This is a genomic window from Halomonas sp. ML-15 (assembly GCF_014779595.1).
GTDB lineage: Bacteria > Pseudomonadota > Gammaproteobacteria > Pseudomonadales > Halomonadaceae > Franzmannia.
In genome coordinates, this window is the sequence record NZ_JACXZT010000010.1 from 333,043 (window position 1) to 347,762 (window position 14,720).

General features: G+C 65.1%; 14 protein-coding genes. 6 read left to right on the forward strand and 8 right to left on the reverse strand.

Features of this window, described 5'->3' with window-relative positions:
- Window positions 1–10 precede the first annotated feature (10 nt).
- The 5 genes from pstA (at window position 11) to IEI94_RS08545 (ending at window position 5,478) form a co-directional block, all read left to right on the forward strand.
- Window positions 11–1,687 carry a phosphate ABC transporter permease PstA gene (gene pstA, locus IEI94_RS08525; RefSeq protein ID WP_191166866.1) on the forward strand — a complete coding sequence of 559 codons (1,677 nt, stop codon included), beginning with the start codon at window positions 11–13 and terminating at the stop codon, window positions 1,685–1,687.
- A 68-nt stretch (window positions 1,688–1,755) separates the two neighbouring features.
- A complete protein-coding gene (gene pstB, locus IEI94_RS08530) occupies window positions 1,756–2,562 on the forward strand; it encodes a phosphate ABC transporter ATP-binding protein PstB (RefSeq protein ID WP_412030904.1) in 807 nt (268 codons plus the stop codon).
- Window positions 2,563–2,796: 234 nt separating this feature from the next.
- The gene (locus IEI94_RS08535; RefSeq protein WP_191166868.1) at window positions 2,797–3,828 is read left to right on the forward strand and encodes an ArsJ-associated glyceraldehyde-3-phosphate dehydrogenase; all 1,032 of its coding nucleotides are present in this window, start codon (window positions 2,797–2,799) and stop codon (window positions 3,826–3,828) included.
- A 4-nt stretch (window positions 3,829–3,832) separates the two neighbouring features.
- Window positions 3,833–5,065 carry an organoarsenical effux MFS transporter ArsJ gene (arsJ, locus tag IEI94_RS08540; protein WP_191166933.1) on the forward strand — a complete coding sequence of 411 codons (1,233 nt, stop codon included), beginning with the start codon at window positions 3,833–3,835 and terminating at the stop codon, window positions 5,063–5,065.
- Between the two features lie 68 nt (window positions 5,066–5,133).
- Entirely contained in the window at window positions 5,134–5,478 is a 345-nt protein-coding gene (locus tag IEI94_RS08545) for a metalloregulator ArsR/SmtB family transcription factor (protein WP_191166869.1), read from the forward strand.
- A gap of 3 nt (window positions 5,479–5,481) precedes the next feature.
- On the opposite strand, the gene IEI94_RS08550 is transcribed toward IEI94_RS08545, so the two are convergent.
- A complete protein-coding gene (locus tag IEI94_RS08550; RefSeq protein WP_191166870.1) occupies window positions 5,482–6,447 on the reverse strand; it encodes an arsenic resistance protein in 966 nt (321 codons plus the stop codon).
- Window positions 6,448–6,465: 18 nt separating this feature from the next.
- Window positions 6,466–7,116, reverse strand: coding sequence for an NADPH-dependent FMN reductase (locus tag IEI94_RS08555; RefSeq protein ID WP_191166871.1), 651 nt, complete (start codon window positions 7,114–7,116; stop codon window positions 6,466–6,468).
- 135 nt (window positions 7,117–7,251) lie between these two features.
- On the opposite strand from IEI94_RS08555, the gene IEI94_RS08560 reads away from it, so the two are divergent.
- Window positions 7,252–7,605: a metalloregulator ArsR/SmtB family transcription factor gene (locus IEI94_RS08560; RefSeq protein WP_191166872.1), complete on the forward strand. Its 354-nt coding sequence runs from the start codon at window positions 7,252–7,254 to the stop codon at window positions 7,603–7,605.
- 21 nt (window positions 7,606–7,626) lie between these two features.
- On the opposite strand, the gene IEI94_RS08565 is transcribed toward IEI94_RS08560, so the two are convergent.
- Genes IEI94_RS08565 through IEI94_RS08590 form a run of 6 tightly spaced genes read right to left on the reverse strand, consistent with a single transcriptional unit; the run spans window position 7,627 to window position 14,660 of the window.
- Window positions 7,627–8,118, reverse strand: coding sequence for an FKBP-type peptidyl-prolyl cis-trans isomerase (locus IEI94_RS08565; RefSeq protein ID WP_191166873.1), 492 nt, complete (start codon window positions 8,116–8,118; stop codon window positions 7,627–7,629).
- Between the two features lie 30 nt (window positions 8,119–8,148).
- Entirely contained in the window at window positions 8,149–9,078 is a 930-nt protein-coding gene (locus IEI94_RS08570; RefSeq protein ID WP_191166874.1) for a molecular chaperone, read from the reverse strand.
- Between the two features lie 10 nt (window positions 9,079–9,088).
- Window positions 9,089–10,294, reverse strand: coding sequence for an NrfD/PsrC family molybdoenzyme membrane anchor subunit (gene nrfD, locus IEI94_RS08575; RefSeq protein WP_224750007.1), 1,206 nt, complete (start codon window positions 10,292–10,294; stop codon window positions 9,089–9,091).
- Window positions 10,291–11,052: a 4Fe-4S dicluster domain-containing protein gene (locus tag IEI94_RS08580; RefSeq protein WP_224750008.1), complete on the reverse strand. Its 762-nt coding sequence runs from the start codon at window positions 11,050–11,052 to the stop codon at window positions 10,291–10,293. The genes nrfD and IEI94_RS08580 overlap by 4 nt, the downstream gene beginning before the upstream one ends.
- A gap of 53 nt (window positions 11,053–11,105) precedes the next feature.
- The gene (locus IEI94_RS08585) at window positions 11,106–13,592 is read right to left on the reverse strand and encodes a molybdopterin-dependent oxidoreductase (RefSeq protein ID WP_191166875.1); all 2,487 of its coding nucleotides are present in this window, start codon (window positions 13,590–13,592) and stop codon (window positions 11,106–11,108) included.
- An 18-nt stretch (window positions 13,593–13,610) separates the two neighbouring features.
- The gene (locus IEI94_RS08590; protein ID WP_191166876.1) at window positions 13,611–14,660 is read right to left on the reverse strand and encodes a ferredoxin family protein; all 1,050 of its coding nucleotides are present in this window, start codon (window positions 14,658–14,660) and stop codon (window positions 13,611–13,613) included.
- Window positions 14,661–14,720 lie beyond the last annotated feature (60 nt).

The following is a 14,720-nucleotide window of genomic DNA, read 5'->3' on the forward strand; positions in this document are numbered from 1 at the left end:
GGAGACTTAGATGAAACTTTGGTGGAAAAGCGGTGCACCCTGGATCTGGTTGAATGCCGGTGCGGTGGCGGTCTCCATTATCATGGTGCTGGGGCTGATCGGCCTGATCGCCGTGCGTGGCCTCAGCCACTTTTATCCTACCGAGATCGTCGAGTTTCAGGTCGGTGACCCGGAGCTGGGCCTCGGCCAGATGGTGATGGGCGAGCACGTGCGTGCCGAAACCATACCGGTGCCTGTAGCGCGGGATGCCGGTATCAACGTGCCGCCGGAGCTGGGCGAAGACGAGCTGGTGACGCGCCACCTGATCAAGCAGGGCAACCGCGACGTCACCGGCAATGACTTCGCCTGGTACGCCGAACTGCAGATGTCGGAGTGGCTCGCGCCCCGGGATGCCATGCGCCTCGAGCGTCGCGAATGGGGTGACTTCTATGGCTACGCCGTACGCGTGTTGGAAGATGACGAGGTGGTGGCCGAGGGCGAGGGGCTGTGGGACGAGCTGCAGTCGCGGGTCGAGCGTGCCAATACGCTGTTCAGAGAACTTCGTCAGATCGAGCGTAACGATGTCGGGGTGATCAGCGCGGAAATGGAAGAGCTGCGCATACGCGAGCGGGCCCTGCAGCGTGATCCCAACGTCGAACCCGACCAGCTTCAAACTCAATTGGATCAGATTCAGGAGCGGCAGGGCGTTCTCCAGGAGGCGTTCCAGGCCCTGAGCGCCGAGATCGATATCCTGCGCAGCGAGCTGCATCGCGACACCCTGGTGGCAACGGTGGTGGGCGGTGAGGAAGTGCAGATTCGCATCGGTGATATCGTGCGCGCGGTGCAGCCTAACAACCTGTCGCTGACCGCCAAGGTGGTGGAGTACCTGCAGCAGTTCTGGGCTTTTGTCAGCGGCGAACCGCGAGAAGCCAATACCGCCGGCGGCATCTTCCCGGCCATCTTCGGCACCGTGACCATGGTGCTCCTGATGTCGATGATCGTTAGCCCGTTCGGCGTGCTGGCGGCCATCTATCTGCGCGAATACGCCAAGCAGGGGCCGCTGCTCAAGCTGATCCGGATTTCGGTCTACAACCTCGCCGGGGTGCCCTCCATCGTCTACGGGGTGTTCGGCCTGGGCTTCTTTATCTACACCCTGGGTGGTTCCATCGACCAGCTGTTCTATTCCGAGCGGCTGCCGTCGCCCACCTTCGGCTCACCGGCGCTGATCTGGGCCTCGCTGACCCTGGCGCTGCTGACCCTGCCGGTGGTGATCGTCTCTACCGAAGAGGGGTTGGCGCGGATTCCCTCCTCGGTGCGCCAGGGCAGTCTGGCACTGGGGGCGACCAAGTCCGAGACGCTGTGGAAGGTGGTGGTGCCGCTGGCCACCCCGGCGATGATGACCGGCATGATCCTGGCGATTGCCCGGGCGGCGGGGGAGGTGGCGCCGCTGATGCTGGTGGGGGTGGTCAAGTTGGCGCCGACGCTGCCGGTAGATGGCACCTTCCCGTTCGTGCACCTGGACCGCCAGATCATGCACCTCGGCTTCCATATCTACGATGTCGGCTTTCAGAGCCCCAACGTCGAGGCTGCACGGCCGCTGGTATACGCCACGGCGCTGGTGCTGGTGATCCTGATCATCGTCCTCAACCTGACCGCCATCAGCATCCGCAACCGGCTGCGTGAGCGCTACCGCGCCGCCACTGACTGATGCCCACCGACTGCACGGCGGCAGCTCAGGCCGCCGCCACAACATCCAAGAGGCGAGAAATGACTACCATGACGTCAGCCACGACCACCGCCAGCCATCGTGACGCCATGCGCGGCATGGGCAAGACCACCTTCAAGGTGCGTGACCTCAACCTGTTCTACGGCAAGGACCAGGCGCTCAACGGTATCGATCTGGATATCCCGGCCAACAAGGTGACCGCCTTTATCGGTCCCTCGGGCTGCGGCAAGTCGACCCTGCTGCGCTGCTTCAACCGCATGAATGACCTGGTGGATATCTGCCGCGTCGAGGGCGAGATCCTGCTCGACGGTGAGGATATCTACGCCCGCGGCGTCGACGTCGCCGAGCTGCGCCGCAAGGTGGGGATGGTGTTCCAGAAGCCCAACCCCTTCCCCAAGTCGATCTTCGAGAACGTCGCCTACGGCCTGCGCCTGCAGGGGGTCAACAACAAGGCGGTGCTCGAAGAAGTCGTGGAGCGCTCGCTGCGCGGCGCGGCGCTGTGGGACGAGGTCAAGGATCGCCTCGGCGACAACGCCTTCGGCCTCTCCGGTGGCCAGCAGCAGCGTCTGGTGATCGCCCGCGCCATCGCCATCGAGCCGGAGGTGATCCTGCTCGACGAGCCGGCCTCGGCGCTGGATCCGATCTCGACGCTGAAGATCGAGGAACTGATCCACGAGCTCAAGGAGCAGTACACCATCCTCATCGTTACCCACAATATGCAGCAGGCGGCCAGGGTCTCCGACTACACCGCCTTCATGTATCTGGGCGATCTGATCGAGTTCGGCGAGACGAATACCATCTTCACCGAGCCGGAAAAGAAGCAGACCGAGGACTATATCACCGGCCGCTATGGTTAAGAGGTAAGTGAGGAACGCCGGGGACAGGTCGAAGAGGAGGTTCTACGCCAGGGATGGCGTAGGTAGCGCCCAGGGAAGGGTTTACAGCGCCTCCTCGCAGGCCTGTCGACGGATCAGTTCCGAGCGATGCTGCTTATCTGCGATAGCCATGCGCGGTTTTTTTAGGCCGCTACACATATGGTATTTTATATATATGGAGGTAGCGATGTTGTCACTATTGGTGGAGAAAAGAGCATGAGCGTAAACATCGGCATCAACGGCTTCGGGCGTATCGGCCGCCTGGCCCTGCGCAGCCTTTGGGCGCACGTCGAGTCCGGACAGGTCGAGATCAAGCGTATCAACGACCCGGGTGGCGACGCCGCTACCTTCGCCCATCTGCTCGAGTTCGACTCGGTCCACGGCCACTGGTCGCCGGGGCAGGGCATCGTCGCGCAGCAGGACGCCATCGTCATCGACGGCCGGCGCATCGCCTTTAGCGCCCATCGCGAGCTCAGCGACAGCGACTGGTCGGCCTGCCAGGTGGCCATCGAGTGTTCCGGCAAGATGAAGACGCAAGAGAAACTCAACGCCTATCTCGAGCAGGGCGTCGAGCGGGTGGTGGTCAGCGCGCCGGTCAAGGAGGCGGGCGTGCTCAACCTGGTGGTGGGCGTCAACGACAACCTGTATGACCCGGACCAGCACCGCATCGTCACTGCGGCCAGCTGCACCACCAACTGCCTGGCGCCGGTGGTCAAGGTGATCCACGAGACCTACGGCATTCGCCACGGCTCGATGACCACGGTGCACGACATCACCAATACCCAGACCATTCTCGATGCCCCCCACAAGGATCTTCGCCGGGCGCGGGCCTGCGGCATGAGCCTTATTCCCACCACCACCGGTTCGGCCAAGGCGATCACCGCGATCTTCCCGGAGCTCGAGGGCAAGCTCAACGGCCACGCGATACGCGTTCCGCTGGCCAACGCTTCGCTTACCGACATGGTGTTCGAACTCGAGCGCGAGGTCACGGTGGAGGAGGTCAACGCCGCCTTGAAGGTCGCCGCCGACGGTCCGCTGGCCGGCATCCTCGGCTATGAGGAGCGTCCGCTGGTCTCCATCGACTACCGCACCGACCCGCGCAGCTCGATCATCGATGCGCTCTCGACCATGGTCGTCAACGGCACCCAGCTCAAGCTCTACGCCTGGTATGACAACGAGTGGGGCTACGCCAACCGCACCGCCGAGCTGGCCCTGAAGATGGGCGGCGTGCAGGTGGCTCGTGGCTGAGGCGATGTCGCTGCTGGCGCGGGTCAAGCAGCTGCCCTTCGAGGTGCGCCAGTACCTGCTGATCACCGGCAACTACTGGGCCTTCACCCTCACCGACGGCGCGCTGCGCATGCTGGTGGTGCTCTACTTCAGCCAGCTGGGCTACTCACCGCTGGAAGTGGCCATGCTGTTCCTGTTCTACGAAGCGTTCGGCGTGGTCACCAACCTGGTGGGCGGCTGGCTCGGCGCGCGGCTGGGACTCAACCGCACCATGAATGTCGGCCTCGGCCTGCAAATCGTCGCCCTGGCGATGCTGCTGGTACCCGTCGGCATGCTGACCGTGGTGTGGGTGATGGCCGCCCAGGCGCTGTCGGGGATCGCCAAGGACCTCAACAAGATGAGTGCCAAGAGCGCGGTCAAGGTGCTGGTGCCCAAGGAGAGTGCCAGCGCCGGCAGCGCGCTCTTCCGCTGGGTGGCGCTGCTCACTGGCTCCAAGAACGCCCTCAAGGGGCTGGGCTTCTTTATCGGCGGGCTACTGCTTACGCTGATCGGCTTCCAGGGTGCTGTGCTGACCATGGCGCTGATGCTCAGCGGCGTGCTGGGGCTGTCGCTATGGCGGCTGCGCGCCGACCTGGGGCGTCAGAAGGTCAAGCCCAAGTTCTCCGAAGTGTTCTCCAAGTCGCGGGCGGTCAACGTGCTGTCGGCGGCGCGACTCTGCCTGTTTGCCTCCCGCGATGTGTGGTTCGTGGTGGCGCTGCCGGTATTTCTGTATGAGCAGCACGGCTGGAGCCAGTGGACCGTGGGCGGCCTGCTGGCGCTGTGGGTGATCGGCTACGGTGGCGTGCAGACCCAGGCGCCCAAGCTGACTCGGCTGATGAGCGGCGAGGCGCGGGTGATCACCGCCGGCTGGGCCGCGGCCCTGGCACTCCTCGGTGTGGCGCTGGCGCTGCTGCCGCTGACCGCGGTGGGCTGGCTGGTGGCGGGATTGCTGGCCTTCGGGGTGCTGTTTGCGATCAACTCCAGCTGGCACAGCTATCTAATCGTGCACTACGCCCGCGCCGACGGCGTATCGATGGACGTCGGCTTCTACTATATGGCCAACGCCATGGGGCGGTTGATCGGCACGCTGCTCTCCGGTTGGCTCTATATGGCCCACGGCCTCAGCGCCTGCCTGTGGGTGGCGGCGGGGCTGGTCGCCGCCAGCGCGCTAATGGCATGGGCGCTGCCGCGCCAGGCTGATACCGCGGTCGCTGATTAGGCTAGGGTTACCGCCATTGCCCCTGGGCGAAGAACGCCGGGGACAGGTCAAAGAGGAGAGAAGACACCGTGCAACCGCTACGCCTGTTCAAATGCCTGGCCGACGACACCCGCCTGATGCTGATGCTGCTGATCCAGCAGCAGGGTGAGCTGTGCGTCTGCGAAATGACCCATATCCTCGAGGAGTCGCAGCCCAAGGTATCGCGACACCTGGCGCAGCTGAGGGGCTGCGGCCTGCTGGTCGACCAGCGCGACGGCCAGTGGGTCTACTATCGCCTGGCCCCTGATCTGCCCGAGTGGGCGCTGCAGGTACTGAGTGCCGCCGCGGCGGGGGATGGCCAGCGGCTCGAGCGACTGGCAGCGCGGCTCGCCGCAATGGGCAACCGTCCGGAGCGGCGTGCGGCGCTGTGTTGAGTGTCAGGGAGGGTTGCGAGAGGGAATCAGCCGACTCGGCACCCAGCGCAGATAGGCCACCATCCCGAACAGCTCGACCAGCGACTGAAACACGATCACCACCACCGCGGCCTGCCACACCTCGGGCAGGGTCAGGGCGATGGGCAGCACCACGAACGAATTGCGGGTGCCGAAGCTGAAGGTGAGGGTGCGCGCCGCCCCCGCCGCCAGGCCGAACCCCCGCCCCAGCAGCCTGCCCAGCAGCGCCGCCAGCAGCAGGTAGGCGAGAAAGATCGCCAGCACCTGCAGCAGTACCCCGCTCAGCCCCACCACGCTGTTGACCTGCGATGCGGCGATCACCAGCACCACCAGCGCCAGGAGCGGCACCGGCAGCAGACCCAGTCCCTGCACCAGGTGCCTGGCCGCCGCTCGGCGCTGGGCGAGTCGCTCGGTCAGCCAGGCGAGTGCCAGGGGGGCAAGGATCAGGCCGGCGAAGGCGCCGAGTAGTTGGCTGCTGAGCGCGATCTGGAACCAGCCCGGGCCGAGAAACAGCCACAGGTAGGCGGGCAGCGCCACGATCTGCACCAGCAGCAGCAGCGGCGTGGCCGCAATGGCCCTGCCCACATCGCCCTTGCCGAGGTGGGTAAAGCTGATAAACCAGTCGGTGCAGGGCACCAGCAGTACCAACAGCACGCCTGCCTGCACCGCCGGCGACAGCGGCAGCAGCGCAACCGCGCTGCCCACCAGCAGCGGAATCAGCACGAAGTTGCCGAGCAGCAGCGCGGCCATAAAGCGCCAGTCGCTGACGCCGCGGCGAATATGGATCAGCGGGATCTGGGTAAAGGTGGCGTACAGCAGCGCGCCGAGCAGCGGCCACAGCATCGCTTCAAGCGCTGTCGCCAGCAGCGGCTGCCATAGCCCCAGCCCCAGGCCAGCGAGGATAAATAGCAGATAGATCCAGGCCTGGTGGCGCTCCATTCGATCACGCATCAACGCTCGCCTTAGCGGTCAGGGGGCGTTGCGCTGAGCGGGCGCCTGGCGGAAAGCGGGCGACACCTGATGGGGATCATGGACCGCGCGGTGTTGGGCGCAGGCCTCGGCCCACCAGCCGAGTTGGCCAAGGGTGCGGCCGAAGTAGTCGCTCCAGCGCTCGGCATCCTCAACGAAGCGGCCGTTTTCCTCCAGCACTTCCTGGGCCTTGGGCACATGAATCATCGCCGACACCGGCAGGCAGCCCAGCTCCGAGAGGAAGGTGCGCATGCCCACCGCGGCGCGGGCGCCGCCCCACTGGCCGGCGGAGTAGGTGACAATGGCGCTCGGCTTGAAGGCGAAGTTCGAGCTGCCGAAGTGATTGAGCAGATGCGCCAGGGCCGGGCTCATGGCGTGGTTGTACTCGGGGCTGACCATCACATAGCCATCGGCGGCGGCGATCTTGGTGGCCAGGGCGTCGAGGGGCTCGGGAACCTGCGACTTGGAGTAAGAAAAATGGGGTTTAAAAATGCAGCCAAGATCGATATCGAGCGGGTCGATCAGCTCGACGCTGGCGCCGTTAGCCTCCAGGAGGCCGACACAGGCGCGCGCCACCCGGAGGCCGAGGCGGGCGGGAGAGGGCGGTGTGCTGTCGCGGGCCGAGCCCAGGAAAACCAGCAGATTCGGCATAGGTAAGTTCCTTGATGTATTCGTCTAGACGCTAGCGTAACAGAAGCCATAAGCGAAACCGGCCAGAGCAGCACGCTGTTGGGCGTGGCGCCAATCGCGTAAGATACCTGCCGATCATGATGGGAAGGAAATCTCGTGCTATCGCTGGAACCCGCCCGACTCTTCAAGTGCCTCGGCGACGAAACCCGTTTGCTGCTGACCCTGCTGATTTATCGCGAGGGGGAGCTGTGCGTCTGCGAACTGACGCATGCACTCGATGAGTCGCAGCCCAAGGTGTCGCGCCATCTGGCGCAACTGCGCACCTGCGGGGTGCTGATCGATCGCCGGGAAGGGCAATGGGTCTACTACGGGGTGATGCCGACACTCCCCGACTGGATCCTGGCCACCCTCGAAGCAGCCGCCGACGGGGAGACGGCTCGGCTGGAAGCGCTACAGGCGCGCCTGGCAGCGATGGGTGGCCGCCCTGAACGCCGCGCCGCGCTGTGCTGAGGTCAGCGCGGCGCGGTAATGTCACTCATCGACGGCGACCCAGTGAATCGGTTGATAATCCAGCTCCCCCTGCGGCCGCTGATTGCCCGGCTTGACCCCGAGAATTTTTAACCACCAGCATACCGCTTTACCCGCCAGCGGATGGTTACCATCCAGCAGTGCACCGCGCTCGGTCAGTTTCAACACCTTTAGCGAGAACTTGCCCCGTTGACCGCCCGGCGTCAGCGTCATGCCGACGCGGATCTCCTGGCCCGGCGGCAAATTCTCGCGCACCGCTTCGAAGACCAGCTCCGGCCGATGGGGGCCATAGGCCTGCTCTGGTGTCAGCGTTACGCGGATCTCCTCGCCGGCCCGGCGACCCTCCAGGGCCGCTTCCAGCGCCGGGAGCATCTGGCCGCTGCAGTGCACATAGCGTAGCGGCGTCGCGGGGGTCGAGGCGGCCAGGCGTTCGCCATCCTTGTCGGTCAGCACATACTCGGCGGTGATCTCGCAGAGGGGGGCGATTGGCGTCATGGGCGACTCCTGTTTCGAGGTTCGGGGGTGTCACTGCCAGGCCTTGAGGCCGGCGCCGGGCGGCCTGAGCGAGGTTGAGGCGGCACTGCGACCCTGGCAGCGCGGACAGACCGTCATATGCTCGGCGCTGACCCCGGCGGTGGCCAGCCGTTGGCGCATCTCCGCCAGCACCGGGTCGCTCTCGAAAGCCTCGCCGCAGGCTCGGCAGGTCAACGTCTCCCGCGGAGCCTCGCTGGCCTCGAAGGTAGTGATGGCATCCCGAGCGCTGGCACGCGAGGGCTCCTGACTTGCCCTCGGGGTGGGCGCAGGCAGCACGGATTTGAGGCGCGACAAGTCATACTTGAGCTGGTCGTAGGCCAGATCAATCAGCTGCCGCCAGGGGCGCGTTAACGTATCCTCCGGATTTGTCTGAGCCAGCTTGCCGCGCAGCGCCGCCAGGGCGGGCAGGGTGATATCGCGTAGCATGGTCACGGCGTCGCTGATTAGCGGCGTGGTCTCCTCGCCAGCATCTCTGGCCTCCATGGCCTCGCTGTAGACCCAGGCCAGCCACTGCAGGTTGAGCGACAGGTGGTCGGGTAGGTCGTGAAAGGCCGGGTCGCGCTCCAGGCCGTGGCGGCGGTAGAGGGCCAGCATCGACTGGGTGCTCTGGCCCATCAGGGCGCCGTCCAGGTAGGCGCCGAGATTGAGCGGGGCGGGGGCCGGGGGCGTTAGAAACAGCCGGCTATAGCCGAGTATCAGCCGCTCGTCGTTCAGCAGGTCGTCGAGGGCTTGGGCGAGCTTGTCGAGACGCTCGACCTGAAGCGCTGGAAGCCCATCGGCCAGACTATGGAGATCCTCGAGCAGGGGCCCCTTGAGCTCATCGAGGGTAACCCCGGCCCGTGGTGCGAGCAGGGCTCGCGCCAGGCAAAGATAGAGCTCGGCGGCGGGCAGCAGATCGGGACATGTCGACTGATCGGTCATGATAGGCCTCTCATAGCGTGCCTGCCCGAGCGCCGGCCGGCGCCTCGGCTATCTGACGTGGCATGTCACCCAGGTTCAGGTACTTCTCCCCGAGCAGGTAGAGCACGAAGCATAGCGACCAGCCGATCAGCGTTAGCGACCACTCCGTGGCGGAGGGGCTGTAGCTGAGCAGGCTGGGCTCCCAGGTGCCCTTGAACAGCGGCACCACCTGGCCACCCACCACGAAATAGAAGCGCTCGGCGAACAGCCCCAGGAACACCAGGCAGGCCACCAGCACCTGCACGCCCGTGCGGTTGCGCAGCGAAGCGCTGAGCATTATCACGAAAGGCAGCAGCAGGCCCAGCAGCAGGGCGGCGTTGTAGAGCGGCGAGGCGAAGAGGTAGTCGGTCCATACCAGATTGACTTCCGGGTTGTTGCTGTAGAGCCCGGTGATGGCGCGCGCTGCAATGAACAGCAGGGTGCCACCGATCAGTGCGGCGAACAGCTTGGGCAGGGCGCCGCTCAGCAGGGCCTGCAGGGGGCTGGGCATGCGCTGGCGATTGAAACCGTGGGCCAGGTAGGTGAAGAACACCAGGGCGGCCACGCCGCTGGTCACGCCGGTGAAATAGAAGTAGATCGGCAGCAGGGCATCGAACCAGAAGGGACGCATGCTCATCATGCCGAAGATCAGCGCCAGGTTGCCGCTGGCCAGCAGTACCCCGATGAACGACGCAATGCCGACCTGCTTGGCGGTCTTGCTATCCCACTCGCCGCCCTGCAGCTTGCTGAATTTCCACAGCAGGAACAGCAGGTCCAGGGCGTAGAAGGCACCCATCCAGAACATCGCCGACTGCACCTGCAGATTCAGCGGTATGGCCCACAGCATGCGAAAGACATGACCGAGCTCGAGGGCCAGCACGCTCATCCCCGAGATCAGCACGATAAAGGCCAGGAAGATGCAGCGCTTGGCCACCGGATAGTACTGCTTGAAGCCGAACACCAGCGGCAGTGAGGCGATCAGCCCCAGTCCCGACGAGGCCAGGGCAAAGTAGAGATAGGTGGCGATCGGTTGCCCCCAGGGTAGATTGGAACTGGTATTGAAGGAGGTATGGCCGGTGGTGATCAGCTGCATGAGCGCGAAACCGAGGCTGGCAACTAACGCTATGCCGGCTATTACCAGCAGCCCCCAGCCCAGCGAGCCCTGCAAGGCGTTGGAACGCATATTGAGTGTGTTCATGCGTCATGCTCCCTGTCGGTGGGGGTGAAGGCCGGGATGCCGGCGCCAGCGCCAAGGTAGTAGACCTGCGGCTTGTTGCCGGTATGGTCCTTGAGGCGGACACCGTGCTTGTCACCGATCAGCCGGTTGACCTGACTCTCGGGGTTGTCCAGATCGCCGAAGTAGCGAGCCTTGGGGGCGCAGGTGCGCACGCAGGCCGGCACGTACTCCTTGACCGCGGGGTTGTCCTCGTCGAGATCCGCAATACCCTCGGGAGCATGCTTGACCTTGTGGTAGCAGAAGGTGCACTTGGAAACCACGCCTTTGGGCTGGATGCCGATGCCTCGCCGCCAGTCCTCTTCGGGGTTCTGGTAGGGGGGGCTCCACAGCTGGCCGTTCTCGCCGGGATAGGCGTCGCGAATATCGGGCTCGATCAGCGGCTGCTCGTCGGAGTAGAAGCGCACGCCGTAGGGGCAGGCGATCATGCAGTACTTGCAGCCGATGCACTTGTTCCAGTCGACGAAGACGATGCCGCCGGCGTCGGGGTCCTTGTAGGTGGCCCGGGTCGGACAGACGTGCACGCAGGAGGGGTTCTCGCACTGCATGCAGGGTCGTGGCAGCCACTTCATCTGAGCGCTGGGGTACTCCCCGGCGTTGTAGAAGAGCACGTCCTGCCAGCTCTCGCCCGGCAGGGTGTTGTTTTCCATCGAGCAGGCGGTGGTGCAGGCCTGGCAGCCGGTGCACTTGTCCAGGTCGATGACCATTCCCCACTTTGCCATAGTCGTTATCCTCAAGCCTTGTTCGGTCAGGGTGTCCAGAGTCAGCGCGGGTGTCAGGCCCGCTCGAGCGTGACCTTGCCGGAGTAGTAGCTGGCGAGCCCGGAGATCGGGTCGGAGACGTTGCGGGTCACCTCACCCGAGTGGCCCGGCCCGCGCCCCTTGGCCCAGCGGCCCTGGGCCCAGTGGCCGAACTCGAAGGGCAGCACGATGGTGTCCGGGCGGTGGCCGGCCACGAAGCGGCATTCGGCCTCGATACTGCCCAGGTCGGACGTGATACGTACCCAGTCGCCGTTGCCGATGCCACGCTCCCTGGCGGTCTGCGGGTGTACCTCCAGATAGACGGTGCCCCGGCCCCCGGCGATGGGCTGGTGGATCGCCATCTGATGGGGAATGTTGGCGCCGCGCCCCTCGGCGTGCAGTGGCGTCTTGGGCGTGACGAAGAACAGATCGCCGTCGCCGCCGCTGTGCACCGGTTCGAGCCACTGGATCAGGCCAACGCGGTCCCGCGGAATGCCGAGTTCCAGCTCGATGTACTCGGCGTGAGCCTCCAGAAACCCGGACTTCACCTCGAACTTGCCGCTGGGGGTCTTGAAAAGGGTCTCCTTGACCTCCTCCTCGCTCATGCGGATCGAGTGGCGCTGGCCGTCCCAGCGATAGAAGTCGCCGCGGTGGTAGCGATAGTGATAGGGCTTCTGGTACCAGACGCCCTGCTCCTTCCAGCTCTCGAAGTCGGTGACGCCGTTGTCGCCGGGATTGTCGGCGAAGCCGGCGGCGCGGTGGCGCAGCATGTTCTCGACGCTGTCCAGCTCGCGGTAGTACTCGCCGATGCGCCCGTCGAGGCGCTGGCCGATGCCGATCAGGATGTCGCCGAAGTGGCGGGTGTCGTAGATCGGCTCTACCGCCGGCACCCGCAGTGCCGTCATCGGCCAGCCCTCGAAGGGGTAGGTGGGCGAATCCTGCAGGCGCTCCAGATAGGTGGACTCCGGCAGTACCAGGTCGGCGAACATCGCCGTCTCGCCGGGGTAGGGCGAGGTGTCGATGACGAACACGTTCTTGAGTGCTTCTTCCCACTCCTTGGGGTCGGGCGACGACCAGATCGGGTTGGTATAAAAGAACATGGCGGTGTCGAGGGTGTAGGGCTCGCCCGCCAGGTGATTCCTGGCCGTCTCCTGCATCATGTTGTCGGCCATGGGCCAGCGACCCGTGCGGGCCATGTCGATGCGCGGCTGGTTGCGCCAGGCGCCGTTGCGGGAGTAGCTGTCGGTGTAGTCGTTGGCGCTCACAGGCAGATCCCCGTAGGGCACGCCCATCTGGTAGCCGAGACCACCTTCGGCGAATAGCGAGCCGACCAGGGCATTCAGGGCGTGGATCGCCATGCCGTTGTAGGTGCCGTTGCTATGGCCGGTGGGCCCGCGTTCGAACAGTGCCACTGCCGGACGGGTTGAGCCGAATTCCATGGCGGTCTGGCGAATGTCGCGAGCGCGAATGGTGGTGACCTCTTCGGCCCACTCGGGGGTGCGGTCCTTGAGCTCCTGGTTCCACCACTCGACCAGGCCATGGATCCAGCGCTCCTCGAAGTCGTCAGCATCGATGGTTTCACCGGCGACGAAGCGGCGGTTGGGGTCGCTGAATTCGCCAACGAATTCGCGATCCCAGAGTCCCTCGGTGAGAATCACGTGGGCCACCGCCAGGGCGAAGGCGCCGTCGGTACCAGGCTTGATGTAGAGCGCCCGGTCGGAAGCGGCCATGGTCGGATTCATGCGCACGTCCACGGTGGTTACCCGGGTCTTGGGACTCTTGCTGCGCATCTCGCCCCACATCTGCATCACGTTGTTATAGGGGCGGAAGGCCTCGAGAAAGCTTGCGCCCATGATCAGCAGGTAGTTGGTGCGACGGTAGTCGTAGCTGTTATAGGAGTTGTTGCCGTCGGTGGCCTGCTTGGCCTTCTTGGAGCCGTCGGCGCACATTGAGGAGTGGCCGATGGCCGAGTTGGGGGTGCCGTAGAGTTGGCCGAAATCGCCGTAGAGGCCGGCGTCCGATGAACCCCAGCCGCGGCCATAGAAGTGAGCGAAGCGATGCGACTCGCCCTTGGCTCGCAGAACATTCAACCGCTCGGCCACCATGTCCAGCGCTTCGTCCCAGGAGATGGGCACGAAGCCGGGATCTTCGTCACGCCCCTTGTTGGGATTGGTGCGCTTCATGGGACCCTTGAAGCGGTCCGGGTCGTAGAGGAAGTAGCTACCCAGGTGGCCCTTGGGGCAGAGCTTGCCGTTGGCGATGGGGTTGCCGGTGTCACCGTAGATCGCGTGCACCCGTCCGTCGGTGGTGTAGACATCGATGCCACAGCGCGCCGGGCACTGGGCGCAGATACTCTTGGTGACGACCGTTTCGCCGCGCCGCGTCTGGGCGCGTGCCTCCGGCGCGGGAGCAAGTCCGTTCAGGCCGGTAAAACCCGCTGTCGCAACACCCGCGGTAGCGCCCACCGCGGCCGACGTCTGCAGGAAGCGGCGCCGGTTGATCAGGGTCTGGAACAGTTTCATCGGATCTCCCTCGGGATATTAGCCAAACAGGCCATCAAAGCTCTCCTGCATCAGTGCCGACTCCCGTCGGCAGGCTGGGCAGATGGGGGTGTTCTCGTGCTCTTCTGCGTCGCTCTTGCGCGCAGCGAAGGGTCGCCCGCACAGGAAACAGTCGACTCGTTGGGCCTGGCGCAGCGTCACCGCTGTCGTACTGTCGGAGTTGCCGGGAGCAAGCGCGCCCTCGGGACAGGCGGCTACACAGTGGCCGCAGTCCAGGCAGGCTTGGGGGTCGAAATTCAGCTCGCCGGCGGGCGTCTCCTGCAGGGCCTGAGTAGGGCAGACCCTGGCGCAGACGCCGTGGGCCTGGCAGGCGTCGGCGTTCAGGCTGATCGCCGGCAATACCGGGGCCTCACCCAGCGTCTCGGTGACTGCCAGCCAGCGCTGCAGCCGCCGTGCTTTGGGAGCCATGTCATCGCAGGCAATATCCGGCGGTCGCGGACTGGGTCGGCCACGTAGCAGGTCACGACGACTCACCCCGGCGCGGGCAGGACGATAGCTGGCGCGGGCCGGCACGATATGAACCGTTGCCAGCGCCTCGGCATCATGTCGCCAAGTGTCCTCGGCATGCTGTGGCGCGGCCGTGCAGTCGCGGCAGTCGCTGGGCAGGCAGAGGCTGAAAGCCTCGGGCGCCGTGCGTGTCGCCAGCCAGGCCAGCGTGTCGGAGCCGAGTATGCGTAAGCAGTGCAGACGCCTTAGGTCGCTGTCGCTGGCGCTGCGATGACAACCCAGTCGCAGAGGCTGGCCCGGTGCCTGTGTGGCGATCAGGGCATCGACCTCCGCACTGACCAGGGCTTCGCTGGGGCAGGCCGGCAGGCACTGGCCGCAGCCGTGACAGGCGTCGCTGGCCAGTAGAGAAACGCCACCGTTGGCGTTCTCATGGAAGGCCAGCGCCTCAGCCGGGCAGGCGTCGAGGCAGCGCGTGCAGGAGAGCGGATGCGGTGGCGCCTGCAGGCAGCGCGAGGCTACCCAGGCGGCGCCGGGTATCGCATGCATCGCTGTCGAGTGTGAGGGCGTGGCTGAATGCGGCATGATGATTCGTCAGGTGGTATTGTTATCGTAATATTCATATTTCCATATGTGTCAGTGAGC

Excerpts from the sequence above, each read along its gene's own strand:
- pstA (WP_191166866.1), top strand. The coding sequence starts at position 11 with ATGAAACTTTGGTGGAAAAGCGGTGCACCCTGGATCTGGTTGAATGCC.
- pstB (WP_412030904.1), top strand. The coding sequence starts at position 1,756 with ATGACGTCAGCCACGACCACCGCCAGCCATCGTGACGCCATGCGCGGC.
- IEI94_RS08535 (WP_191166868.1), top strand. The coding sequence starts at position 2,797 with ATGAGCGTAAACATCGGCATCAACGGCTTCGGGCGTATCGGCCGCCTG.
- arsJ (WP_191166933.1), top strand. The coding sequence starts at position 3,833 with ATGTCGCTGCTGGCGCGGGTCAAGCAGCTGCCCTTCGAGGTGCGCCAG.
- IEI94_RS08550 (WP_191166870.1), bottom strand. The coding sequence starts at position 6,447 with ATGCGTGATCGAATGGAGCGCCACCAGGCCTGGATCTATCTGCTATTT.
- IEI94_RS08555 (WP_191166871.1), bottom strand. The coding sequence starts at position 7,116 with ATGCCGAATCTGCTGGTTTTCCTGGGCTCGGCCCGCGACAGCACACCG.
- IEI94_RS08565 (WP_191166873.1), bottom strand. The coding sequence starts at position 8,118 with ATGACGCCAATCGCCCCCCTCTGCGAGATCACCGCCGAGTATGTGCTG.
- IEI94_RS08570 (WP_191166874.1), bottom strand. The coding sequence starts at position 9,078 with ATGACCGATCAGTCGACATGTCCCGATCTGCTGCCCGCCGCCGAGCTC.
- nrfD (WP_224750007.1), bottom strand. The coding sequence starts at position 10,294 with ATGAACACACTCAATATGCGTTCCAACGCCTTGCAGGGCTCGCTGGGC.
- IEI94_RS08580 (WP_224750008.1), bottom strand. The coding sequence starts at position 11,052 with ATGGCAAAGTGGGGAATGGTCATCGACCTGGACAAGTGCACCGGCTGC.
- IEI94_RS08585 (WP_191166875.1), bottom strand. The coding sequence starts at position 13,592 with ATGAAACTGTTCCAGACCCTGATCAACCGGCGCCGCTTCCTGCAGACG.
- IEI94_RS08590 (WP_191166876.1), bottom strand. The coding sequence starts at position 14,660 with ATGCCGCATTCAGCCACGCCCTCACACTCGACAGCGATGCATGCGATA.